Source organism: Halobellus rufus, assembly GCF_000739575.1.
In the GTDB taxonomy this organism is placed as follows: Archaea; Halobacteriota; Halobacteria; order Halobacteriales; family Haloferacaceae; genus Haloquadratum; species Haloquadratum rufum.
The window spans coordinates 15,375-36,199 of record NZ_BBJO01000006.1 but is presented as its reverse complement, the minus strand read 5'-3'; the positions used below and the strand labels follow the sequence as shown (position 1 = coordinate 36,199).

Annotated in this window: 24 protein-coding genes; 11 read left to right on the top strand and 13 right to left on the bottom strand. The window is 68.4% G+C overall.

Annotation, left to right across the window (positions count from 1 at the left end):
* The first annotated feature begins 2 nt into the window (after positions 1-2).
* The 3 genes from ACP99_RS04105 (at position 3) to ACP99_RS04095 (ending at position 1,985) form a co-directional block, all read left to right on the top strand.
* On the top strand, positions 3-890 hold the full coding sequence (locus ACP99_RS04105; RefSeq protein WP_049985383.1) for a CheF family chemotaxis protein: 888 nt from the start codon (positions 3-5) through the stop codon (positions 888-890).
* Between the two features lie 70 nt (positions 891-960).
* Positions 961-1,281, top strand: a complete 321-nt coding sequence (locus ACP99_RS04100; RefSeq protein WP_049985382.1) for a CGCGG family putative rSAM-modified RiPP protein — start codon at positions 961-963, stop codon at positions 1,279-1,281.
* An 83-nt stretch (positions 1,282-1,364) separates the two neighbouring features.
* Positions 1,365-1,985: a hypothetical protein gene (locus tag ACP99_RS04095; protein ID WP_049985381.1), complete on the top strand. Its 621-nt coding sequence runs from the start codon at positions 1,365-1,367 to the stop codon at positions 1,983-1,985.
* A 1-nt stretch (position 1,986) separates the two neighbouring features.
* Here the strand turns inward: ACP99_RS04095 and ACP99_RS04090 are convergent, their stop codons facing one another.
* Positions 1,987-3,357, bottom strand: a complete 1,371-nt coding sequence (locus ACP99_RS04090) for a hypothetical protein (RefSeq protein ID WP_049985380.1) — start codon at positions 3,355-3,357, stop codon at positions 1,987-1,989.
* A 142-nt stretch (positions 3,358-3,499) separates the two neighbouring features.
* On the opposite strand from ACP99_RS04090, the gene ACP99_RS04085 reads away from it, so the two are divergent.
* Positions 3,500-3,763 carry a DUF2249 domain-containing protein gene (locus tag ACP99_RS04085; protein ID WP_049985379.1) on the top strand — a complete coding sequence of 88 codons (264 nt, stop codon included), beginning with the start codon at positions 3,500-3,502 and terminating at the stop codon, positions 3,761-3,763.
* Here ACP99_RS04085 and ACP99_RS04080 read toward each other — a convergent pair.
* The 3 genes from ACP99_RS04080 to ACP99_RS20370 form a co-directional block, all read right to left on the bottom strand.
* Positions 3,747-4,034, bottom strand: coding sequence for a DUF2249 domain-containing protein (locus tag ACP99_RS04080; RefSeq protein WP_081927114.1), 288 nt, complete (start codon positions 4,032-4,034; stop codon positions 3,747-3,749). The genes ACP99_RS04085 and ACP99_RS04080 overlap by 17 nt on opposite strands.
* A 198-nt stretch (positions 4,035-4,232) precedes the next feature.
* Entirely contained in the window at positions 4,233-5,975 is a 1,743-nt protein-coding gene (locus ACP99_RS04075) for a DNA mismatch repair protein (protein WP_049985378.1), read from the bottom strand.
* A 146-nt stretch (positions 5,976-6,121) separates the two neighbouring features.
* Positions 6,122-6,286 carry a DUF7563 family protein gene (locus tag ACP99_RS20370; protein WP_197052347.1) on the bottom strand — a complete coding sequence of 55 codons (165 nt, stop codon included), beginning with the start codon at positions 6,284-6,286 and terminating at the stop codon, positions 6,122-6,124.
* Between the two features lie 167 nt (positions 6,287-6,453).
* On the opposite strand from ACP99_RS20370, the gene ACP99_RS04070 reads away from it, so the two are divergent.
* Positions 6,454-8,268 carry a bacterio-opsin activator domain-containing protein gene (locus ACP99_RS04070; RefSeq protein WP_049985377.1) on the top strand — a complete coding sequence of 605 codons (1,815 nt, stop codon included), beginning with the start codon at positions 6,454-6,456 and terminating at the stop codon, positions 8,266-8,268.
* A gap of 53 nt (positions 8,269-8,321) precedes the next feature.
* Here the strand turns inward: ACP99_RS04070 and ACP99_RS04065 are convergent, their stop codons facing one another.
* From ACP99_RS04065 to ACP99_RS04045, 5 genes are all read right to left on the bottom strand, one after another.
* On the bottom strand, positions 8,322-8,522 hold the full coding sequence (locus ACP99_RS04065; RefSeq protein WP_049985376.1) for a DUF7835 family putative zinc beta-ribbon protein: 201 nt from the start codon (positions 8,520-8,522) through the stop codon (positions 8,322-8,324).
* A gap of 134 nt (positions 8,523-8,656) precedes the next feature.
* A complete protein-coding gene (locus tag ACP99_RS04060) occupies positions 8,657-9,808 on the bottom strand; it encodes an acyl-CoA dehydrogenase family protein (RefSeq protein ID WP_049985375.1) in 1,152 nt (383 codons plus the stop codon).
* Positions 9,809-9,877: 69 nt separating this feature from the next.
* Positions 9,878-11,542 (bottom strand): class I adenylate-forming enzyme family protein, encoded by a 1,665-nt coding sequence (locus tag ACP99_RS04055; RefSeq protein WP_049985374.1) that lies wholly within the window; start codon positions 11,540-11,542, stop codon positions 9,878-9,880.
* 104 nt (positions 11,543-11,646) lie between these two features.
* Positions 11,647-12,033 carry a methylmalonyl-CoA epimerase gene (gene mce, locus ACP99_RS04050; RefSeq protein WP_049985434.1) on the bottom strand — a complete coding sequence of 129 codons (387 nt, stop codon included), beginning with the start codon at positions 12,031-12,033 and terminating at the stop codon, positions 11,647-11,649.
* Between the two features lie 107 nt (positions 12,034-12,140).
* The gene (locus ACP99_RS04045) at positions 12,141-13,817 is read right to left on the bottom strand and encodes an acyl-CoA mutase large subunit family protein (RefSeq protein WP_049985373.1); all 1,677 of its coding nucleotides are present in this window, start codon (positions 13,815-13,817) and stop codon (positions 12,141-12,143) included.
* Between the two features lie 129 nt (positions 13,818-13,946).
* On the opposite strand from ACP99_RS04045, the gene ACP99_RS04040 reads away from it, so the two are divergent.
* From ACP99_RS04040 to ACP99_RS04030, 3 genes are all read left to right on the top strand, one after another.
* Positions 13,947-14,414: a pyridoxamine 5'-phosphate oxidase family protein gene (locus tag ACP99_RS04040; protein WP_049985372.1), complete on the top strand. Its 468-nt coding sequence runs from the start codon at positions 13,947-13,949 to the stop codon at positions 14,412-14,414.
* Positions 14,415-14,546: 132 nt separating this feature from the next.
* A complete protein-coding gene (locus ACP99_RS04035) occupies positions 14,547-14,939 on the top strand; it encodes a nascent polypeptide-associated complex protein (protein WP_049985371.1) in 393 nt (130 codons plus the stop codon).
* Positions 14,936-15,670, top strand: a complete 735-nt coding sequence (locus tag ACP99_RS04030; RefSeq protein ID WP_049985370.1) for a methyltransferase domain-containing protein — start codon at positions 14,936-14,938, stop codon at positions 15,668-15,670. The genes ACP99_RS04035 and ACP99_RS04030 overlap by 4 nt, the downstream gene beginning before the upstream one ends.
* Before the next feature lie 30 nt (positions 15,671-15,700).
* Here ACP99_RS04030 and ACP99_RS04025 read toward each other — a convergent pair whose 3' ends face one another.
* The gene (locus tag ACP99_RS04025) at positions 15,701-16,309 is read right to left on the bottom strand and encodes a hypothetical protein (protein WP_049985369.1); all 609 of its coding nucleotides are present in this window, start codon (positions 16,307-16,309) and stop codon (positions 15,701-15,703) included.
* Positions 16,310-16,445: 136 nt separating this feature from the next.
* Here ACP99_RS04025 and ACP99_RS04020 point away from each other — a divergent pair, with 136 nt between their 5' ends.
* On the top strand, positions 16,446-17,606 hold the full coding sequence (locus ACP99_RS04020; protein ID WP_049985368.1) for a lycopene cyclase domain-containing protein: 1,161 nt from the start codon (positions 16,446-16,448) through the stop codon (positions 17,604-17,606).
* A gap of 36 nt (positions 17,607-17,642) precedes the next feature.
* Here the strand turns inward: ACP99_RS04020 and ACP99_RS04015 are convergent, their stop codons facing one another.
* Positions 17,643-17,966: a transcription factor S gene (locus tag ACP99_RS04015; RefSeq protein WP_049985367.1), complete on the bottom strand. Its 324-nt coding sequence runs from the start codon at positions 17,964-17,966 to the stop codon at positions 17,643-17,645.
* Positions 17,967-18,087: 121 nt separating this feature from the next.
* Here ACP99_RS04015 and ACP99_RS04010 point away from each other — a divergent pair, with 121 nt between their 5' ends.
* Complete coding sequence (locus tag ACP99_RS04010) at positions 18,088-18,609, top strand: DUF5797 family protein (protein ID WP_049985366.1); 522 nt, start codon at positions 18,088-18,090, stop codon at positions 18,607-18,609.
* A 117-nt stretch (positions 18,610-18,726) separates the two neighbouring features.
* Here the strand turns inward: ACP99_RS04010 and ACP99_RS04005 are convergent, their stop codons facing one another.
* The gene (locus ACP99_RS04005) at positions 18,727-19,779 is read right to left on the bottom strand and encodes a DUF5787 family protein (protein WP_049985365.1); all 1,053 of its coding nucleotides are present in this window, start codon (positions 19,777-19,779) and stop codon (positions 18,727-18,729) included.
* A gap of 18 nt (positions 19,780-19,797) precedes the next feature.
* Complete coding sequence (locus ACP99_RS04000; RefSeq protein WP_049985364.1) at positions 19,798-20,259, bottom strand: bis(5'-nucleosyl)-tetraphosphatase; 462 nt, start codon at positions 20,257-20,259, stop codon at positions 19,798-19,800.
* Between the two features lie 157 nt (positions 20,260-20,416).
* On the opposite strand from ACP99_RS04000, the gene ACP99_RS03995 reads away from it, so the two are divergent.
* Entirely contained in the window at positions 20,417-20,749 is a 333-nt protein-coding gene (locus ACP99_RS03995) for an uS10/mL48 family ribosomal protein (protein ID WP_049985363.1), read from the top strand.
* Positions 20,750-20,825 lie beyond the last annotated feature (76 nt).

Genomic DNA, 20,825 nt, shown 5'->3' with positions numbered 1-20,825 from the left:
ACGTGAAACCCGGTGAGACGAAGATCGAGGACACGCGCGGGCGGTTTCTGCAGGCGCTCAGAAACGGTCGCGAGCGCAACGACGCGGCGTGGACGAACGGGCGGATTCTGCTGTCGAACCGGCGGATCGTCCTCGCCGGGACCGGCGGCAAGCGCACCTTCCCGCTGTCCGACATCGACCAGATCGGCGGGCGCTTCGACGTGAACCAGCGCGTCGCGACCGTCTCAGACTATATCGCGCTCCAGTTCGACGACGGCGAGGACGTCATCCTCGTCGCGCCCGCGGAGTTCGAGGAGTTCAAGATGGCGATCTACGACGCGATCCTCTCCTCGACGCAGTTTCTCGTCCGCCACCCGGCGGTCGAGGGCGGCGTCGTCCAGAACACCGAGTGGGTCGGCGCGCGGCTCAAGGTCGAGGAGCAGGCCGAAGTCGTCAGCATCGCGACCGTCACGGGGCGGTTCGTCGAGATCCCCCTCGACGACATCGGCGACATCGAGATCGGTCACCGGACGGTCAGAGAGGAGCGCCGGAAGGTCATCGAGGTCGAACACTCCGACGACTCCACCAGCGTGCAGACGTACATCTCGGGGCCGAACCGACACGTGGAGATCCTGAGCTCGCTGCTCCGGATCGGCGAGGAGCAGACCGAGACGTCGCTCGATCTCTCCACGCAGGACAAGCAGGTGCTGATGGCGCTGTACTCCGGCGTCTCACCGTTCGACATCCCCGCGTTCCTCGGCATCGAGGTCGACGAGGTCGAAGCGCTGTTCGTCCGGCTCATCGATCACGACGTCTTAGACGAGGTCCGCGTCCGCCACGAGGTCGAGTTGAACGCCCGCGGGCGCTCGATCGCGGCCGACGCCATCGACGAACAGAGCGCCGAGATGTGATCGGTGGCAGTCGCGGACGAATATGTTCGTATTTGTCCTTTTCACTCCTCGAACCCTCTCTCCGAACGAGATGAGCACCTCAGCGGACCGCGATCACGGACACGGCGAGGCCGAACCAGTCACCGACCGGATGCACGACAACTCGTGGTCGGCGAACCTCGAAAAGCCGCAGCACGCCGCCGACGTCGACCTCGTGGTCTCGCAGGCCCTCGACGCGATCGACCACACCGTGGCTGGGAACCACGTCAACCTCGTCACGCACGGCGACCACGGCCATCCCTCCGAGTACCTCTACGAAGCGCTCGAGGCCGAGACAGGAGAGGGCGTGCGCTGGGAGTACGTCCAGCAGTGCGGCTGCGGGGGACACGTCACTCGCGTGTATCTGGCTTGACTCTCAGCGCTCACCGTCGGGTCCGCCAATCGCCCGAACATATCCGGGAGTAGCCATAGGTCGGATTCGTCCGTAGGTCCCCTATGGTCGGATTCCCCTCTCCCTTCGGCGGCGGTGGCGACGACGAACTCTTCGACGAGTACGGTGAGTTCGAGCCAGATCACCTCCCCGAGCCGGGCGCGTTCCTCGACGGCCACGGCGTGCTCGCCGGCGACGATCACGTCGCATTTCATCGGATCTCGCGGGACGTATTCGAGGAGCGCAAAGTCTACGACATGACGTTCAACTACAACTTGGCGCGCTTGAACCTCGACACCCGACACGCGAACGCCGGGTTCCGGTACGCGGAGGAGGCGGACGATCCGTCCGTGCTCCGCGCGGAGTTCACGCCCACGACGCCGTTCTGCCCGCAGACGCACACGCTCACTATCGGGGCCTTCCGGGCGTGGAACGGGCTCTCGGACCGGCACGACTACGACCTCGTTCGGGTGCGAGCCGCCGAGATGCACCACCAGAGCGACGGGATCAACGACCGGCTCCGGGAGTTGGACGAACAGTACCTCGAGACGGGGTCGGTCACTCACGTCCCCGAAGGTGAGACCGATCCGGATCAGGTCGGACCGGGGCTGACCGGCTCAGAGTCCGGCGGAGGGACCGACGCGGACGACGGAGCGAGCCGTCGCAGCCCCGAAGCGCCGTTCTGATTCACTGTTCGGTGACGGTGTCGTCCGATTCCGAGGCGGATCGATCCGAGTCCGCCGCCGACGTGCCGAACAGGATCCCGACCAGCGAGTGCGGACTGTGTTCGTGGAGCACCCCCGCGAGGTTGGCGCTGAAGGCGAGCGCGCCGAACAGTACGAGCAGGCCGCCGACGGCGACACTCACAGAGGGCAGGTCGAGAAGGTCGCCGGCGACGAGGAGGCCCGTCCCGCCCACGAAACAGGCGAAATCGAGGGCGGCGACGCGGTCGTCGTAGAGGTCGTCGATCATCGGAACGGCCTCGTAGCCCAGCAGGTCGCTGTAGCGGTGGACCCAGACGATGAACGGGACGACGTGATAGAGCGTGCCGAGGACCACGAAGCCGATGACTCCCAAGACGAGCAGATGGACCGTTCCCGGCGCGCCGAAGAGCGCGTCTCGTGCCAGCGGATCCGCGATCCACGCCGAGACGGTGAGAACTGCCCAGAGCGCCATCGCGCCGACCACGACGGCGTACCGCGAGAGCATCGGCGTCCAGTCGACCTGCGTCTCGTAGAGCCGCCGTCCGAGTACGACGCTGAATCCGAGGAGCGAGCCGGCGACCAGCAGCCCGCCGACGCGGGCGGTCGCGCCCGAACCGACCAGCCGACCAGTCGCCAGGAGGGCGACGCCGAGGGGATACCCCACCTCCTCGATCCGACGCAACCGGACGTCGATCCCGCGGAGCTCCGTCTGGGTGAACATCGTCGCGAGTTGGTAGAGCGCGCCCACGATGGTCGTGAGCACGGCCCCGAAGACGGCGAGCGTCGCGTGGCTCTGAATCACGGCCGCACGTCCGATCGAGAGCGGTGCGAACACGGGGACGACGAAGTCCAGCGCGAGGAGAAACCCGAGCGCGGTCAGGACGAGGAAGAAGCCGAGCGCGAGCGCGAAGTGACGCTCCGTCACGTCGTAGGCGGGGAGCGACCAGAGAGTCCGCCCGACGTTGTAGACGAACGTCCAGAACCCCAGAAGCAGGACGCCGCCGAACACCGGGAGCGCGGTCAGGGTTCCGGTGAGGAGACCGGCGGCGAACCCGAGCAGCCCGACTGTGACCAGCCACAACTGCAGGGTCGAGAGGCGCCGGGAGTGGAGCCGCGTGCCCGACCAGACGGGGACGAACTGCGTCATCGCGCCCATGATCGTGAGGCAGACCCACCCGGCCAAGAGGAGATGTACGTGCGCGAGAGTCGCGAGGCCGACCGCCACGTCGAGCACGGAGCCGATGCCGACGAGTGCCCCCGCGAGCAGAAATCCGAGCCCGACGACGAAGTGCTGGAGAGGGACCGTCATCGGCGGTTGTCGGTCGGTGTCGAGGTTCCCTGGAACGACGCTCATACGTCGGACAACGTGGCCCGGCCACCTCCTGCTACTCCCGAACACGTTCGCGGACCCGTCTCGTCGATCGGTCGCGGTTCGCGTCGGGCGGACGAACATCTTCGGGAAAACAGTCTGAACCGACGGAGGCGTACACCCTCGTATGGTCGAAACCGCCGGTTTCGTCGCGGAGAGCGCTGCACCGACGGACGCCCCCCGAGAGCTGTTGGACGCGCGCGACCTCCCGCCGCCCCAACCGCTGCAGAACACGCTCGAACGGCTGGTCGAACTCGATTCGGACACCGTCTTGGTTCAGGTGAACGACCGCGCGCCGCAACACCTGTACCCAAGACTGGCGGATCGCGGGTACGAGTACGAGACCGTCGAGACCGACGAGGCAGTCGTGACGGTCATCTGGAGCTCGTGATCGACACCCGCCACTCGTCGTCGGACCGCCGAGACGTCTCGTAGTCGAAGCCGCGGCGTTCGAGCACGGCGTAGAGCGGTTCGGGCTCGAAGCTGTTGACGAGGACGAGCGTCTCGTCCGCCGGAAGCGCGTCGAGCGCGCCCATAATCTCGCCGAAGGGCTCGCCGTCGATCTCCCGGGCGTCCAACTCGCGCGTCTCGCCGTCGATCACGTCTGCCGTACCCCTGTCGGGCGTGTCCGCCCCACTGTTGTCGGGAGTGTCCGTACTCATACGGAGATGATCGCACCGCGTTTCGATACCCGTTTTCCCGATGATGTTCGTTCGCCCGTGCGGGGGTTTATATACGAACGCGGGGCCAGAGGTCGCGTGCGCTGAGAGACCCCCCGCGTCGGTCCGCCGTCCCACCGCGACCCGACCGCTTCCGACTGTTCGCCACGTCCGGCCAGTGACGACGAGAGCCCCGCCCGCTCACTCCTCGAACCACTGGGCGTCCGAGAGCGTCCGCTGTACCGCCTCCTCGCCGACGGCGTGCGCGAGGGCCTCGAAGCCGCGCCGCTCCGCGCGGTCGCGGGCGTTCGCGACGAGGCGGGAGACGATGAACTCCGGCGTCGACTTGCCGACGGTTCCGAACCGCGGCTGGTAGTCCACCTGTAGCGACAGGTCCTCGGTGAGCCCCTCGGCGAAGATGCCGTCGATCCGTGCCTCCGGCGGGAGCGGGCTGAGGTCGTCCGCGAGGTGGGTGACGTACACTCCGAGCGCGCCGCGGTCGACCGTCAGGTCCACGAGCCCGTTCAGCAGGTCCGCCGCTCGCCCGGGTTCGGTGATCGCCTCGAACTCGTCGACGAGCATCAGCGTCCGATCGCCGGTCGACAGCGGCGGGACGATCGACTTCAGCGTCGACTCCAACACGCCGGCGTTGAAGCTGGCGTGTCGACGGTGGAACACCACCGTGTCGAACTGCCCGACGTCGGCGCGGTCGGCGGGGACCGGGAGCCCCATCGACGCGAGGAGGACGACCTGCGCGAGCGTCTCCAGGAGCGTCGTCTTCCCCCCGGAGTTCGCCCCGGTGAGGACGGCGACCCGGTCGCCGGACGGCGGGGCCGGTTCCCCGTCGACGTCGTGGGATCCGACCGCGTAGGTCACCGGCTGGACCTCTCCCGACAGCGTGAGGTTCCGCGCCCGCGACACCGCGAGCCCGTCTTCGACGAGGTGGGGGCGGTTGAGGTCGTGCTCGGCCGCGAAGCGCCCCAAAGAGAGCTCGAAGGCGATGTCGGAGACCGCGTCGATGGCGACCTCGACGTCGGCCCTCGCCGAGTCGATCGACTCGCGAAGCTCCTCGGCGACGGCCGCCTCGCGCGACTCAACCTCGGCCTCGAACTCCGAGAGGAGCGACCGCAACGACGTCGAGACGAAGTCGGCCTCGTCGCGGGCGTCGTCGGCGACGGTCGACTCGACGCGTCCGCGGCGCACGTCGGTCTCGCTCGCGACGTACTCGACGAACGCGGCGCGGAACTCCTCGAAGCTTCGGACGCCGCGCTCGCGGACGGATTCGAGGACGTCGAGCGCGCCCGACTCCAACTCGGCGACGGCGTCGCGTCGCTCGCGCAACCGGTCCAGTTCGTCGTCCGCACCGGCTTCGACGGTCCCGTCGTCGGCGACGGTTCCCAGCGCGTTCGCCGCGCGCTCTAACGACTCGTCGTCGAGGTCGTCGAGCGCCTCGAACGTCCCGCCACGGAGGCCAGCCGCGCGGAGCGACAGCGCCGTCTCGACGGCCGCGCGGTCGCTTCCCCCGGCGTCGTCGTACGCCTCGAACGCCGAGCGAACCGCCTCTCGGTCCTCGTCGGTGAGCCCGACCCACGCGTCGCGGGCAGCGAGCACGCGGTCCAGTCGATCGGCCCGCTCCTCGACCGCGGTCAGCGGCGTCAGGACGCGGATCCGGTCGGCGGCGTGCGCCGTGAGCGCGTGCTCGCTCGCCAGCGCGAGCAACTCGTCGTAGACGTCGCGCGCGTCCCGCGTCCCGAGCGTGTCGATGCCAGCCGCGCCGTTGGCCCGCCGCAGGATCCGAACGGCGCGCCCGCGGGGGATCCCGGCATCGGCGAGCGCTCGGATGTCGGCGCTCTCGATGGCCTCGACGGCGCGTTCGACGCCGAGTTCCTCCCGAAGCTTCTCGCTGGTCTTCGGGCCGACGCCCCAGTAGTCCTCCAGTCGCATATCCCCCGGTCCAGCGGCATCACCTTGTAGGTTGGCGGTCGCGAGAAGGGTCGACGACGGGTGCTGTGGCTCGGTGGCTGTACGCTGAGGGTGAAACGCTCGGAAGGGGGAGCCCGAGCGTCGGTGTCGCGTGTGACGACGAGTGGCTACAGCGACGAAACGCGTCGCGAGCGGGCGTCGCGAACGGCGGCACCCTCCCGGATCATGTCCTCGCAGTGGGGGCACACCCGCGCGTTATCGACGCCCTCGGGGGCGAACACTCGAACGTAGTCACGAGAGACGAACGAGCCGCAGTTCTGGCACTCAGGCACGGGCCTCCACCTCGACGCCGGTTCGGTCGATCATAGCCAGTTTCGTGAACGGGGGCTGCGGGCCTAACACGGTACCCTACGTCGTTAGGGTGGCGCGGACGAGCGGTGGCTCACCGCCGCGAGGGGCAGCTATTTGTCTGTGGACTCGCACCCTCTCGGTAGCACGAATGTCTGCCGACGGAACGACGGACGACGCGGCACCGGGGCCGACAGCGTCGGCCGAGGAGCCGGTCGTCCTCGTCGTCGACGACGACAGGGACCTCGCGGACACCTGCGAGTACTGGCTGCGCGACGACTACGAGGTGCGGGTCGCCTACGGCGGTCGGGAGGCGCTCGACCGACTCGACGACGAGGTCGACGTCGTTCTGCTCGACAGGCGGATGCCGGACCTCTCCGGCGACGAGGTCCTCGAGGAGATCGACGAGCGGGGGTTCGACTGCCGGATCGCGATGATGACCGCAGTCGAACCCGACACCGACATCGTCGAGATGCCGTTCGACGAGTACCTGGTCAAACCCGTCGACGAGGCGGGCGTCAGGGACGCCGTCGAGGAGCTACTGGTCCGCTCGGAGTTCGACGACCGCGTCCGGGAGTACTTCGCGCTGGCGTCGACGGAGGCGGTGCTCGACGACCGCAACATCGACGAACTCCGCGACCCCGAGGCGCTCGACGAGTTGACCGAACGCGTCCGCGAACTCAGAGACGAGCGCGAGTCCGAGATCCGGACCCGGGAACGCCAGCTCTCTCGGATCAAGCGGACCAACGAGTTCCTCCGGGAGCTCGACCGATCGCTGGTCGACGCGACGACGAGAGCGGACATCGCGCGGACGGTCTGTGACTCGTTCGAGAACTCGCCGTACGAGGGGGTGTGGATGGCGAAGTACAACGACGTCGTCGACACCGTCTCCTGCGAGGCGAGCGGCGACTCGATCGCCGATCCCCTCGCCGACGCCGACGAGGAACAAGTCGACTGGACGACGCCGTCGGAGGCCGTTCGATCCGCGATCGACACCCGGGCAGTGCGGACGACGGCCGTGCCCGAAGCTCACGCGAACGCCGCGTTGTCGGCCCCGGACCCGACAGGCGGCGAACGGAGCCTCGTCGCCGCGCCGATCAGTTACGGCGACACCGTCTACGGTGCGTTGGCCGCCTACGTGCCCGGTGCCCCCACCGACGAGGAGGAGTCGATGCTCGGGGAGATCGCCGAGCGGATCGGCCACGAGATCAACGCCGCGGAGTCGAAGCAACTCCTCCAGGGCGAGACGGCGATCGAACTGGAGTTCGATCACGCCGACACCCGGGACCTGCTGGTCGACCTCTCCCTGGAGTTCGAGACGACGGTCCGCCTCGACGGGACGACCCTCACCGACGCGGGCGTCGTCTCCTGTTACGTCGCCATCGAGGGGGTCGATCCGTCGCCGGTGCTCTCGACCGTCACGCCGCTGGACGTGGTCGTGAACGCGCGCACCGTCTCCGAGGAGGGCGACGAGACGCTGTTCGAGTTCCGCTTGACCGGCGCGTCCGTCGTGGTCACGCTGGTCGAACTCGGCGCGACGATCGAGTCGCTGTCGGCGACCGACGGCGTCGGCACGATGGTGGTCAGAGTCCCGCCGAAAGCCGACCTCAGAGCGCTCACCGACGCGGTCCAATCCTCCTATCCCGACATCTCGATCGTCGCGAAGCGTGAGGTCGAAGACGCCGTCCAGTCGACGTCGTCGTTCCGCCGCCAGCTCGAGGAGAAACTGACGGCTCGGCAGCGAGAGGTCATCGAGGCGGCCCACGCCTCGGGGTACTTCGAGTGGCCGCGGGGCTCCACCGCCGAAGAGGTCGCCGAGTCGCTCGGCATCGCGGCACCGACGTTTCACGAACACCTGCGTTCGGGGGAGCGAAAGCTCATCGAAGCGTTCGTCTCGGAGTCGTCGGGGACGGAGCCGTCGGTTCGCACGGACGGGGCGGACGGCGTCGGCGACGGCGACGAATAGATGAGGCGCGCGAGGGGAACGGCGTCTCGGGGCGCGTTTCGTGTATTAGTCGATCACGCGTCGTTCATCCGCTGCGCTCGCGTCTGACCACAGGCGCGACACTCCGTCACGCGATAGGGTTCTCGCGAGAACTCCCTGTTCGTCCGCTTTTTGCTCTCGGTCTTGAGTTCGATGGAGACCTCGTGGGGCGTCCGGGAACCGCAGTCCTCACAGTACTCGGTCAGTTCGGTGATCGTCGATTGGCTCTTGGACATCGTGGTTCGGTACCTGTAGCAACGACACCGACGGTAATCACCCCGGACCCTACACACGTAGGGTCACGCCGACGCGGTCGCTCGAAGCAGAAGGAAGTCGAAGAGATCTGATCGGAAAATCGCGTATGTCGGCCTCAGACGCCGCCTTGTCTGTAGATCAGGTTGCGCTGGATCTCGTTGGCCCCCTCGTAGATGACCGGGATCCGAACGTCGCGGTAGACGCGGGAGATGGGGTACTCTTCGAGCACGGAGCGGCCGCCGTGGAGTTGCATCCCGCGCTCGGCGCAGTGCATCGCCGTCTCCGTCGACTTGGTCTTCGTCGCCGCGGCCCAGAAGCCGGCGTCCTCGCCGGTTTCGACCTTGTGCGCGGCGCGCCAGTTGAGCGCCCGCGCAGCCTCGAACTCCATTCGCATATCCGCGAGGATGTGCTGGGTCGACTGGAACTCGGCGATGTTGCGGCCGAACGCCTCCCGGTCGTGGACGAACTTCCACGTCTCCTCGATGGCGTGTGCGGCGAGGCCGATGCCGTGGCCGCCGACGACGACGCGGCCGTGGTTGAAGAAGTCCGCGAGGACGTAGAAGCCGCCGCCCTCGGTGCCGACGAGGTTCTCCTCGGGGATCTCGCAGCCGTCGAAGACGATGTGGCCCTGCTTGGACGCGCGCATCCCGATCTTCTCGGGGATGTGCTCGGCCTCGTAGCCCGGCGTGTCGGTCTCGACGATGAACATCGAGTAGTTCGAGTAGCGGTCGTCGCCGTCGCCGGTCTTCGCGTAGACGGTCAGCCAGTCGGCCTCTACTGCGTTACCCACCCAGTACTTCTCGCCGTTCAGCACCCACCCGTCGTCGGTCCGCTCGGCGGTCGTCGTCATCCCCGCCATATCCGATCCCGTCTGGGGTTCCGACACCGCGAGCCCGGAGATCTGGTCGTTGGCCGCGACGGGCCGGAGATACTCGTCTTTCTGCTCCTCGGTCCCGTACGTTTCGACGATCTCACAGCCGAAGGAGGCGAGCATCAGCGTCAGCGCGATCCCCGCGTCGGCGGCGTAGAACTCCTCGTTGATCGCGAGGATCTGTTCGAGGTCGTACCCCTTGCCGCCGTACTCCTCGCCGATGTCCTGGGCGACGAGGCCCGCGTCCATCCCCGCCTCGAGGACGTCCCACGGGTACTCCGCCGACTGAAAGTACGCCTCCGCGTTCGGCCGGATATGCTCGTCGGCGAACTCGCGCGCCTCGCGTTTAACCTCGCGTGCGTGCTCGGGAACCACCGATTCGTCGAGAAGATCCATAGGATTCCGTCTCGTCCCACCGGCAAATAACCCTCGGAACTTTGATAAACTGAAAACGGGTTCTCTATTTTATTCCTCGGTCTCCTCCCGGTTCGCCTCCGAGAGCAACTCGCGAACGGCCGCGCGGTCGACGGTCCCCGAGACGGTCCGCGGGAGCGAGTCGACGACGGCGACGGTCTTCGGGAGTTTGAACCCCGCGAGCCGCTCCCGGGCGAACGCGAGGAGTTCAGCCCGGTCGAGGGCCTCGCCCGCGGAGTCTGCGTCGCCGGTGACGTCCGCCGTGTCCTGTGAACCGACCGTCGAGTCCCGTCGGGGGACCACCGCCGCCGAGACGCGCTCGCCCCACTGAGCGTCCGGCACGCCGACGACCGCCGCCTCGCGGACGTCGGGGTGGTCGAGGAGAACGTCGACGACCTCGCCGGGTTCGACGTTCTCGCCGCCGGTGACGATGCGGTCGTCGACGCGGTTCAGGACGCGAAGCAGCCCGGCATCGTCGAAGGCGCCGACGTCGCCCGTGTGGAGTCCGTAGTGCCCGAACGCCTCCTCGTTGGCCGCGTCGTCGCCGTAGTAGCCCGGCGTCACGGTCGGCCCGGAGACGACCAGTTCGCCCGACTCGCCGGCCGGCAGCGGCTCGCCGTCCTCGCCGACGACGGTCACGTCGGTCATGAACAGCGGTCGCCCGACGGTGTCCGGGGCCTCGAAGGCCTCTTTCGGCCGCGCGGTCGCGATCTGGGAGGCGGTCTCGGTCATCCCGTACGTCGGGTGGACCGGGATCGAGTAGTCCCGACAGCGCTCGACGAGGTCGGCCGGCGCGGGGGCCCCGCCGAGCAACACGACACGCAGCGAGTCCGAGAGCGTTCCGCGGCGCTCCAGCATCCGCCGGAGCATCGTCGGGACCACGGAGGTGGCGGTCGCGTCGTACCGATCGAGGTCGTCGGCGACTTCGCCGGCGTCGAACGCCCTTCGGAACACGACGGTCATCCCGTAGAGCGGCATCCGAAGTATCGGCGCGATCCCTCCCATGTGGTGCAGCGAGAGCGCCACGAGCCACCGCTCGTCCGGGTCGAAGCCCAGCCGGAACATCGAGGCGACCGCGCTGGAGAGGAGGTTGCCGGTGGTCAGCCTGACGGCCTTCGGGTCGCCGGTCGTCCCGGAGGTGAAAAGCAGCAGTTGGCAGTCGTCGAGGTCCCACTCCGCGGGCGTGACGGAGTCCGCCTGCATCGTCGACAGCGGTTCGGTCGCGTCGGTCACCGGATCGTCGACCGTGAGGAGCAGATCGGGGCTGTGGGACGCCGCCGTGTCGCCCGCGCTGTCGTCGGTGGCAGCGGTCGCGCCGTCGTCGGACGTGGCGGCCGTCCCGTTCGCGTCGTCGCCTGCACCGGCCCCGGCCGCCTCGACGACCGCCTCCTCGGTCTCGGCCCCACAGACGACGGCGTCGACGGCCGCGGTTTCCATCTGCCCGGCGAGTTCTCGGGCGGTCAGTCCGTCGCCCATCGGTACGAGCGTCGCGCCGAGGCGCATCGCCGCGTGGATCAGGCAGACGTATTCGAGCCGGGAGTCCAACACCGCGCCGAGGTGCATCCCCGGGTCGACCCCCGCGGTCGAGAGCCGCCCCGCGAGGTCGTCGACGAGGGTGTCGAGGTTCCCGAACGAGTAGGCGTCGCCCGCGCCGGCGACGACGAGCGCCGGGGTGTCGGGCTCGATCCGCGCGCGGTGAGAGAGCCAATCGCGCATCCTACCTACGAGGGCGTCGGCGAGCGCCTAAACTGTACTGTTGTCGCAGGGGTGGCAGACTCCCAAGTCGCTCCGCGCGCGGACCACTCGCCGCATCTGGCGACTCACTCGTGCTGGACGTACTCGACGAGGACGCCGCCGGTCGAGCGAGGGTGCAGGAAGGCGACGTCGTGGCCCCACGCGCCCGCTCTGGGCTCCTCGTCGACGAGGTCGACGCCGACGTCGCGGGCGCGTTCCAGCGCGGCGTCGATGTCGTCGGTCCGGAGCGCCGCGTGGTGGATCCCCGGCCCGTTGCGATCGAGAAACCGCGCGATCGGGCCGTCGTCGGCCGGTTCTAACAGCTCGAAGTAGCCGCCGTCGAGGCCGAGGAACCGGACGGCCATCCCGTCGAACGTCTCCTCGTGGACGACGGGGGCATCGAACAGCGCCGCGAACGTCTCCGCCAGCGCCGCGCCGTCGGTCGTCGCGATCCCGAGGTGGTCGAACGCCATCGTCATAGGTGACTCTCACGCGAGAGCGAGATAAGCGGTGTGGACGAACGCGACGGAGCGGCGTGAACGAACGCGGTCGAGCGACGCGAAGAGCGGGGGGGGGAGACTCAGACGCTCGGGCGGTACTCGCCGAACTCCTCCCGCAGCACGTCGGATATCTCGCCGACGGTCGCGTACGCCTTCACGGCGTCGACGATCGGCGGCACGAGGTTCGCGTCGCCGGCGGCGGCCTCGCGGAGATCCGAAAGCGCGGCTTCGACGGCGTCGTCGTCGCGCTCGGCTCTCACCGCGCTGAGCCGCTCTTTCTGCCGCTTCTCGTCGTCCTCGTCGACCTCTTGGATGTCGACGCGGGCGTCCTCGTCGACCTCGTACTCGTTGACCCCGACGACGACCCGATCGCCCTCCTCGATCTCGCGCTGGCGCTCGAAGGCGACGTCCTGGATCTGCCGCTTCACCCAGCCGGACTCGACGGCCGGGAGCATCCCGCCGCGCTCGTCGATCTCCTCGATCAGTTCGAACGCCTCGGCCTCGACGTCGTCGGTGAGCGACTCGACGTAGTAGCTGCCGCCGAGCGGATCGATCGTGTCCGCGACGCCCGACTCGTGGGCGAGGATCTGCTGGGTCCGAAGCGCCGTCCGGACCGACTCCTCCGTCGGCAGCGACAGCGCCTCGTCCTTGCCGTTGGTGTGGAGGCTCTGCGCGCCGCCGAGGACGGCCGCGAGCGCCTGATAGGCCACGCGGACGACGTTGTTCCCGACCTGTTGGGCGGTGAGCGTCGACCCGCCCGTCTGGGCGTGGAACTTCAGCTGTTTGGACTTCTCGTCGTCGGCCCCGAACCTGTCTTCCATAATCTGGGCCCACATCCGCCGGGCGGCGCGGAACTTCGCGACCTCTTCGAGCACGTTGTTGTGCGCGTTGAAGAAGAACGACAGCTGCGGGGCGAAGTCGTCGACGTCGAGTCCGGCGTCGAGAGCGGCCTCGACGTACTCGATGCCGTCGGCGAGCGTGAACGCGACCTCCTGGGCCGCCGTCGAGCCCGCCTCGCGGATGTGATACCCCGATATCGAGATGGTGTTGAAGTTCGGCACCTCGGCTGCGCAGAACTCGAAGACGTCGGTGATGAGCCGCATCGACGGCTCCGGCGGGTAGATGTAGAGGTTGCGCGCGATGTACTCCTTGAGAATGTCGTTCTGGATCGTCCCGCGGAGCTGTTCGCGGGGCACGCCCTGCTGGTCGCCGATCGCGACGTACATCGCTAAGAGCACCGCCGCGGGGGCGTTGATCGTCATCGACGTCGACACCTCGTCGAGCGGGATCCCGTCGAAGACGACCTCCATATCGCGGAGGGAGTCGATCGCGACGCCCGCCTTGCCGACCTCGCCGGCCGCCATCGCCGCGTCGGAGTCGTAGCCCTTCTGCGTCGGGAGGTCGAACGCCATCGACAGCCCCGAGGAGCCCTGTTCGATGAGGTAGCGGAAGCGTTCGTTGGTCTCACGGGCCGTGCCCATCCCCGCGTACTGCCGCATCGTCCAGAGCCGCCCGCGGTGCATCGTCGGGTAGACCCCGCGCGTGTAGGGGTCCTCGCCGGGGAAGCCGAGGTCCGACTCGTAGTCGAGGTCGGCGACGTCGGCCGGCGTGTAGAGCCGCTCGACGTCCTGCCCGTCGGTGTCGGTGGTGAACGACTCCCGCCGCTCGCCGAAGCGATCCAGCGTGGGCGCGAGCGTCTCCTCCTCCCACTCGCGCTTTCCCGCGCGGATCTTCGCGAGGTCGTCGGGATCGAACATACCCGATGTCGCGTCCGACCGGTATTGAAACTGTGTCATCGACCCGTCTCCGCGGCGGCCGCGTCGCCGGTCGGCGGCTCCCGAACCGCGAGGGACAACACCATTACGGACGCCGACAAACGGGGGGTTATGACAGACCAGGTCGACCCCGAGCGGGTCCGCGGCGGGCAGATGACCGACGCGGAGATCGACGCCTACCTCGACGAACAGGGGACCGGCGTGCTCTCGTTGGCCGAGGGGAGCCGCGCCTACGCGATCCCGATCTCTTTCGGCTACGAGACCGGCCGGGCCGTCTTCTCCTACTGGCAGTTCGGCTCCGACAGCCGGAAGAAGGAACTCAGCGAGTCGACCGAGCGCGCCTGTCTCACCGTCTACGACATCGAGTCGCAGACCGACTGGCGGAGCGTCCTCGCGTTCGGCACCCTCCGGGAGCTACCGACGGCGGAGTGGCGAGAACTCGGCGAACTGATCGATCAGAACGCGTGGTCGCCTGATCTCACGCCGATCGGCAAGCGGCGGCTCTCGGTCGTCGGCTACGAGCTGTCGATCGAGGAGGCGACCGGACTGCAGCGACATCCGGACACCGAACGCGAGTGATCCGCCGACGGTCTCCGCGCGACACCCGCCCCGACCACCCGAGAGCCGACGACGCGGGGAGTCGAACGCGCCCGTCGCGAACGCCGCGGTTCGCCACGCTTTTGCTACCGGACACCCTCGCTTCGGCCAACTATGTTCGGCGGAGGCGGCATGAACCCACGGAAGATGAAGCAGATGATGGAACAGATGGGTATCGACGTCACGGAACTCGACGTCGAGGAGGTCGTCATCACGACGGCCGACGAGGAGCTCGTCTTCTCGGACGCCCAAGTCACGCGGATGGACGCGCAGGGCCAGCAGACCTACCAAGTCGTCGGCGAGCCCGAGAGCCGCGAGAAGGGCGCTGGCTCGGCTGCGGCCGCAGTCGAAGGCGATAGCGACGCCGACAGCGACGACGGAAGCGCGATCCCCGACGAGGACGTCCAGCTCGTCGCGGAACGCGCCGGCGTGAACACCGACGCGGCCCGAGAGGCGCTCGAAGCCAACGACGGCGACCTCGCGGCCGCCATCGCCGACCTCGAGTGAGCTACCTCCTCGTCCACGACGACCGCGAGTACCTGCGCGCGCCGGGCGACGAACTCCAGACGGACCTCGGCGTCCTCGACGTCCCCGAGGACGTCGAACCCGGCGACGTCTTGGAGACGCATCTCGGCGAAGAGTTCGTCGTCCGCCGGCTCCGCGGCCCGGACCTGTTCAACCACTTCGAGCGCACCGGCGCGCCGATGATGCCCCGTGACGTCGGGCTCATCGTCGGCCACGCGGGAATCGCCGCGGAGGACCGCGTGCTCGACGCCGGCACCGGAACGGGCGTCCTCGCGGCGTATCTCGGCCGGATGCACGCCGACGTCGTCAGCTACGAGATCGACCCCGACTTCGCCGACGTCGCCCGCGAGAATATGCGACTGGCGGGCGTCGACGACCGCGTCGAGGTCCGCACGGGCGACCTCTCGGCGGAGCTCGACGCCGCGGTCGAGGACGGACCGTTCGACGCGATCACGCTCGACACCGGCGACGCTCCCGAAATCGTCGCTCGCGCGCCGGACCTCCTCGCGGACGGCGGCCACGTCGCGGTCTACTCGCCGTTCGTCGAGAACAGCCGCGCGGCGGTCGAAGCGGCGCGGGAGGCCGGCCTCGTCGACGTCGAGACGTTCGAGACGATCCAGCGGGAGATGGACTTCGGCGCGCGCGGATCTCGCCCCTCCACCGCGGGCGTCGGGCACACGGGCTATCTGACGTTCGCGCGCAACGGCCGCTGAGCGGTCGTTTCGCTTCTTCTCTCATCAGTCTCAGCGGATCGAGCGCAGCATCGAAAACAGCTCTTCGCGGGCGTCTTCGGGATCGAACGAGGTCGGCCCCGGCAGCGAGAGGGGATACGCACCGCCCCCGAGGAGGAATTCTCCATCGCCGACGGGCCACGCGGCGAAGTACGCCTCGACGGGGGCCGATCGGTCGTCGAGGCGGACGCGAGCGCGGTAGCGCGTCGCCTCCGTCGTCGCGCCGTTCTGCGGCCTCTCTCCGTCTGTCGATTCGACGCCGCCACTCCGACCCGCGCCGAGGTCGAGACGATGTCTGTCGGCGCGGTCGATCGACTCGAAGCCTCGCTCTCGGAGAATTTCCACGAAGCGCGAGTTGGCGCGGTCGGCGACCAACCGCGAGAGCCCACCGGAGGGCGACTTCGCCGGACGGATCCGGAGCCGACTCGCGAAGACGAATCGCCACGTCGCGTCGGCATCGGCCACCTCGGCGAGTCGCTCTCGGAGGTCGACGTCCTCGTAGATCCGCGTGTTCGCGGTGACGGTCACGACGCGGACGTCGAAGGGGGTGGTGAGCTCCTCGGAGACGAGCTCCCACCCCTCGGGGACGTTGAGCGTCGGCGGCGAGACGTCGGGAGACACACCGAACGGTCGGACGCGGGCGACTTATACTGTCGGGCGCGCCGCCTGTGACGGTCGACTGACGCCAGAGGCTCGTCCGACGGCCCGATCCGTCGGCTGACTAACCCTTTTGCGATCGGCGGCCGTTCCTCCTACTATGGCACTCGCGCGTCACGGAACGGGGCCCCGAACCGCGGCCGCGGCGTTGGCCTCGCAGGTCCATCCGGTCTTTATGCTCCCGCCGGTCGCCGCCAGCCTGTTCGGCGCGATCCTGGCGGAGCGATTCGCCCCGGGAGCGCTCGGTCTCCACGCGACGGCGACCTTCTTCGCGGTCTACACCGCACACCTGAAAGACGGCTACGTCGACTTCCACGGTCGCGGCGAGGACGACGACCACCCGCTGACCGAAGCGGGCTGCCGGTGGGCGCTCGCCGGTTCGACGCTGTGCTTCGCCGCCGTGACCGCCGCGATCGGGGTCGTCAGCGGTCCCGGGACGGCGCTTCTCACGGCACCGATGTGGGCGCTCGGGTTCTTCCACGCACCCCAGTCTGACACCAACCCCGTGACGACGACGCTGGGGTATCCGTTCGGAATCGCGCTCGCCATCGTCGGCGGGCACCACGCCCAGACCGGAGCGCTCGCCGTCGAGGCGCTCGCGTTCGGGCTCGTGTTTCTCGTCGTCCTCGCGGGCGTGAAGATCGTCGACGACGCGACCGACTACGCCTACGACCGGTCCATCGGGAAGCGGACGGTCGCGGTCGTGCTCGGGGTTCGCCGGGCCCGCAGACTGGCTTACGCTCTGCTTTACGCCGGATTCACGCTCGTTCTCGTCTTTACCGTTGACGGCGTGTTTCCCCCCGCTGCGCCGTTCGCGGCGGTCGCCTTCGGCGTGGTCGCCGTCGTCGCGACGGGTGCCGGACCGTCGGTGGCGACGATGCTCCTCGTTCGGGGCGCGTACGTGTTCCTCGCGGTCCTCGTCGTCGCCGTCTGGTTCCGCCCGCTGGCGGGTACCGCGCTCCCAGATATCGGCGTCCTCGGTCCGTACACGTACCTCGCGACGGAGGTCGTCTTCGGTGCCGTCGCCCTCGCGTTGCTCCGTCGGGCCGACGCGGTGTGGCGCGCGGCGCGCACCGTGCTCGCGCTGTATCCGATCGCGTACGTCTGGGACTGGTACACCCTGTCGGTCGGCGTGTTCGCGATTCCGCTACGGACCGGCGTCGAACTCGTCGGGATCCCGCTGGAAGAGCACCTGTTTATGGTCGTCGTCCCCGCCCTCGTCGTGGGCGTCCACGAGACGTTGGCCGAACTGGAGGAGTGACCGGCAGGCGCGAGTTCGAACGGGTGGCCGATCGTCTCAGTGGTCGTCTTCGCGCCACTTGTGGCCGCACTCGACGCAGGTGAAAAAGCGGGTCTCCGACTCGTCGGCCGAGCGGATCTGCTTCATCTCGTAGCGGGCGCGGTCGTGGCCGCACTCCGGGCAGATGACCGTCGTCGTCGGGCCGATCTCGGCGTCGTCGACGTCGGACATGTCGACGACCTCGCTCTCCTCGCGCTTCGCGGTCGAGGTCATGTCGGCCTCCTTGGCGGTGTCCCGGGGCTTCTCGTATCCGCACGCGCCGCAGACCCAGACGTCGCCGTCGGTCTTCATCATCGAACCGCATTCGTCGCAGAACTCCATTATACCCCGACGGAAGACGCCTCAGAGACTTAAGTGACCGGGATCCCGTCCGTCTCCGGCGACCGCACGCACCGCGGCCGGATGTTGAAACGTCTTAATACCGCGGTGCGAACGGGGGAGTGTGACCGACGATGACGCCCTCTCGGAGCAGGCGAAGGAACGACTCGCCGACGTCGTTCGCCTGCAGCCGACGAAGAACAAAGAACTCCAAGATCAGTGGGGAATGGACTCCGGCAGCGAGGTGCACCAGTACCTCGAAGGGGAGCTGAAAGACTACTACTACCGCGACGACAACAGCCTGATCCGCGCGACGGCGGCGGCGGCCGAACTCGTCGACGTCGAGCCGGGTGTCGAGGGCGGCGACGGCGAGGACGGCGGCGTGCCGTCGGTGATCCGGGTGCCGCAACTGGAAGCGCGGGTGTTCGAGGTCGTCGCCGGACCCGACGAGCGCTCCGAGAGCGTCGTGAGCGTTCTCAACAAGGTCCGGGCGGCGTTCGACGTCGACCCGGAGGTCGAAGACGTCCGCCGCGCGCTCCAGAGCCTCCGCCGGAAGGGAGCCGTCGAGGTGATCTACCGGACGGTGCCGACGTTCCGACTCGCCGCGCCGCGCGAGGAGATCGACGTCGAAGTGTCGGAGTCGTAGCGTCGACGTCGGATCCGCGGCGCTCTCGTCCGCCCCGTTCGGGTCACTTCTCGTCCGGCCCGTTCGGGTCACTTCTCGTCCGCTTCGCTCACGACGGGTTCACTCGCATCGTTCGCGCTACTCGTACTCCCGCGCTCGAATCCACTCGCGTCGCTCGCGGAGCAACCGTTTGATGCCCTTGCCGGGGCCGCCCTCGATCGGCCAGCCGCGCGTCCGCCACGCCGGTGGTTCCGGCTCGAACTCCGAGCAGGAGCCGGCGCACTCGGCGGCGGTTTGGGATCTCCGCTTCACGGCGCAGTTCGGGACGAGCGCGCTGCCGAACCGACGGAGCTCGAAGTGCCGGCAGTCGGGTCGCATCGTCTCGTGGTAGGAGCGCCAGCCGCGCCCGTACGCGCGCTCGGCGAGTTCGAGGCGTCGCCGCCGCCGCTCGTCGTCGGCCGCGGCGTCCGCGGGCGTCACTTCGCTGGGGTACCACTCCACGCTGCCGTCGAATTCGACGCGGTGATCGAGGTGGTCGTCGCGATCGCCAGCGACGGCGTCCTCGTGGGATGCGGCCGCGTCGTCGACGTCGACAGAGAGCGCAACGATGCCGACGTCGACCGGGAGGTCCTCCAAGAGCGCGGGCTCGAAGCGCTCGCCGGTCGCCTCGGTCGCGACCCACACCTCGTCGGCGAGGGCCGTCTCGACGTCGTGCTCCAACTGGCCGGCGAGCGCCCGCGCGGCCGACGCGTCCAGATCGGGCTTGTTCTCGATGGCGACGATCCGCCGGAGCCAGTCGGGGTAGGGCGCGACCTGCCGGATCTCGATTCGGTTCCCGTCCCGACGCGTCTCGACGAGGTCGCGCGCGTCGGCGCGGTGGATCGCCTCGCGGACGTAGCGCCACGGGTAGCCCGGATGCGGCAGCGCGTCGCGGTACCACGCCCACTCGGCCGGCGCGTTGCGGACGACGTGCAGGAGATCCGAATCCAGCTCGCGCTCGCCGAACTCCCGCCGCGCTCGGAGCCCAGCGGGATCGCACTCCAGGACGACGGTATCCCACCGCCGCCGGCGGGTTCCGAGCTGTCTGGCGACGACGACGGCGTCGCGCCGCGGCTCCTCGGGCGGCCACGACTCCTCGGCCCACCGACAGACGAGCAGTTCGAAGCCGAACTCGGCGTCACCCGGATACACGCGTGTCGGCTCCGGGGCTTACGCGAGGTACTTGCCGTCCTCGACCTCGCCGTTCTCCTCGGCGAGTTGGTCCAGATACTCGTGGGCGCGCTCGAAGATCTCGCGCGGACCGTCCTGCGTGATCGTGTTGAGCGCCTGCTCGTAGTCGCGCCACTGGAGGTCGCGGTGCTCGTTCGAGAGTTCCGCGCTGGCCTCGAACGAGCGCGCGATGAACAGGTGGACCGTCTTGTGGATGGTCTTCCCGCCGGCCTCGAAGACGTAGTCGTACTCCTCTCTGAACCCGTCGATGAGACGGAAATCCTCGATTCCGGCCTCCTCTTTTACTTCGCGAATCGCCGTCTGCTGGAGCTCCTCTTCTCCTTCGACCCCGCCTTTGGGGAACTCCCAGTCCCCCGGTCGGCTCTTCAGGAGCAAATACTCCCGTTCGCCGCGGGTGTCGCGGAAGAGGATCGCTCCAGCGCTTACCGCTTCCACTGTCATTAGATAGATAATCCGGGTAAGGCGTTAAGAGGCTATCGGACGTTGGAGGGGACGCAGACGGTCGACAGTGGATCGGCGCGCCACGGCGGCTCGGGGCTATGGATGTATTTTTACCGCTCGGCGACGACGTATCTGCTATCCCAGCGAAACCCCAGCCATGACCTTCGTCACGAAACTACGCTTCCAGTCGGGAAACCGATACGAACTCGAATCGGAAGTCTCGGAACTCAAATCGATGCTCGAACGCAAGGGCGCGGAGTGCAAGGGTCCGCACGCGGAGCCGCCCGAGCGAATCACGGTCCCGCAGTACAAGTCGCTACAGCCCGGCGACGCCTACTCGGCGTGGGACTACACCGTATACTCCCGGAAGCTCGAGATCCACGGCAACGACCACACCGCCCGCGAGGTGGGCCATATGGACTTCCCCGAGAGCTTACACGTGGAGATCGAGGTCGAACAGCAGAAGCCCGCGGGCCACCTTCAGAAGTAATCCGGCGTCGGACTCGACGGTCTCTCTCTGTTTCTCACCGCGTCGCGTCCGACGCGAGCCATCGAGGAGTCGACGA

What these genes read in the sequence shown, in the direction of transcription:
- ACP99_RS04040 (WP_049985372.1), top strand. Translation starts at nt 13,947, where the DNA reads ATGACAGACCAGGTCGACCCCGAGCGGGTCCGCGGCGGGCAGATGACC.
- ACP99_RS04015 (WP_049985367.1), bottom strand. Translation starts at nt 17,966, where the DNA reads ATGGAGTTCTGCGACGAATGCGGTTCGATGATGAAGACCGACGGCGAC.
- ACP99_RS04080 (WP_081927114.1), bottom strand. Translation starts at nt 4,034, where the DNA reads ATGAGTACGGACACTCCCGACAACAGTGGGGCGGACACGCCCGACAGG.
- ACP99_RS04065 (WP_049985376.1), bottom strand. Translation starts at nt 8,522, where the DNA reads ATGTCCAAGAGCCAATCGACGATCACCGAACTGACCGAGTACTGTGAG.
- ACP99_RS04000 (WP_049985364.1), bottom strand. Translation starts at nt 20,259, where the DNA reads ATGACAGTGGAAGCGGTAAGCGCTGGAGCGATCCTCTTCCGCGACACC.
- ACP99_RS04060 (WP_049985375.1), bottom strand. Translation starts at nt 9,808, where the DNA reads ATGGATCTTCTCGACGAATCGGTGGTTCCCGAGCACGCACGCGAGGTT.
- ACP99_RS04075 (WP_049985378.1), bottom strand. Translation starts at nt 5,975, where the DNA reads ATGCGACTGGAGGACTACTGGGGCGTCGGCCCGAAGACCAGCGAGAAG.
- ACP99_RS04100 (WP_049985382.1), top strand. Translation starts at nt 961, where the DNA reads ATGAGCACCTCAGCGGACCGCGATCACGGACACGGCGAGGCCGAACCA.
- ACP99_RS04070 (WP_049985377.1), top strand. Translation starts at nt 6,454, where the DNA reads ATGTCTGCCGACGGAACGACGGACGACGCGGCACCGGGGCCGACAGCG.
- ACP99_RS04020 (WP_049985368.1), top strand. Translation starts at nt 16,446, where the DNA reads ATGGCACTCGCGCGTCACGGAACGGGGCCCCGAACCGCGGCCGCGGCG.
- ACP99_RS04085 (WP_049985379.1), top strand. Translation starts at nt 3,500, where the DNA reads ATGGTCGAAACCGCCGGTTTCGTCGCGGAGAGCGCTGCACCGACGGAC.
- mce (WP_049985434.1), bottom strand. Translation starts at nt 12,033, where the DNA reads ATGGCGTTCGACCACCTCGGGATCGCGACGACCGACGGCGCGGCGCTG.
- ACP99_RS04055 (WP_049985374.1), bottom strand. Translation starts at nt 11,542, where the DNA reads ATGCGCGATTGGCTCTCTCACCGCGCGCGGATCGAGCCCGACACCCCG.
- ACP99_RS03995 (WP_049985363.1), top strand. Translation starts at nt 20,417, where the DNA reads ATGACCTTCGTCACGAAACTACGCTTCCAGTCGGGAAACCGATACGAA.
- ACP99_RS04090 (WP_049985380.1), bottom strand. Translation starts at nt 3,357, where the DNA reads ATGAGCGTCGTTCCAGGGAACCTCGACACCGACCGACAACCGCCGATG.
- ACP99_RS04045 (WP_049985373.1), bottom strand. Translation starts at nt 13,817, where the DNA reads ATGTTCGATCCCGACGACCTCGCGAAGATCCGCGCGGGAAAGCGCGAG.
- ACP99_RS04035 (WP_049985371.1), top strand. Translation starts at nt 14,547, where the DNA reads ATGTTCGGCGGAGGCGGCATGAACCCACGGAAGATGAAGCAGATGATG.
- ACP99_RS04095 (WP_049985381.1), top strand. Translation starts at nt 1,365, where the DNA reads ATGGTCGGATTCCCCTCTCCCTTCGGCGGCGGTGGCGACGACGAACTC.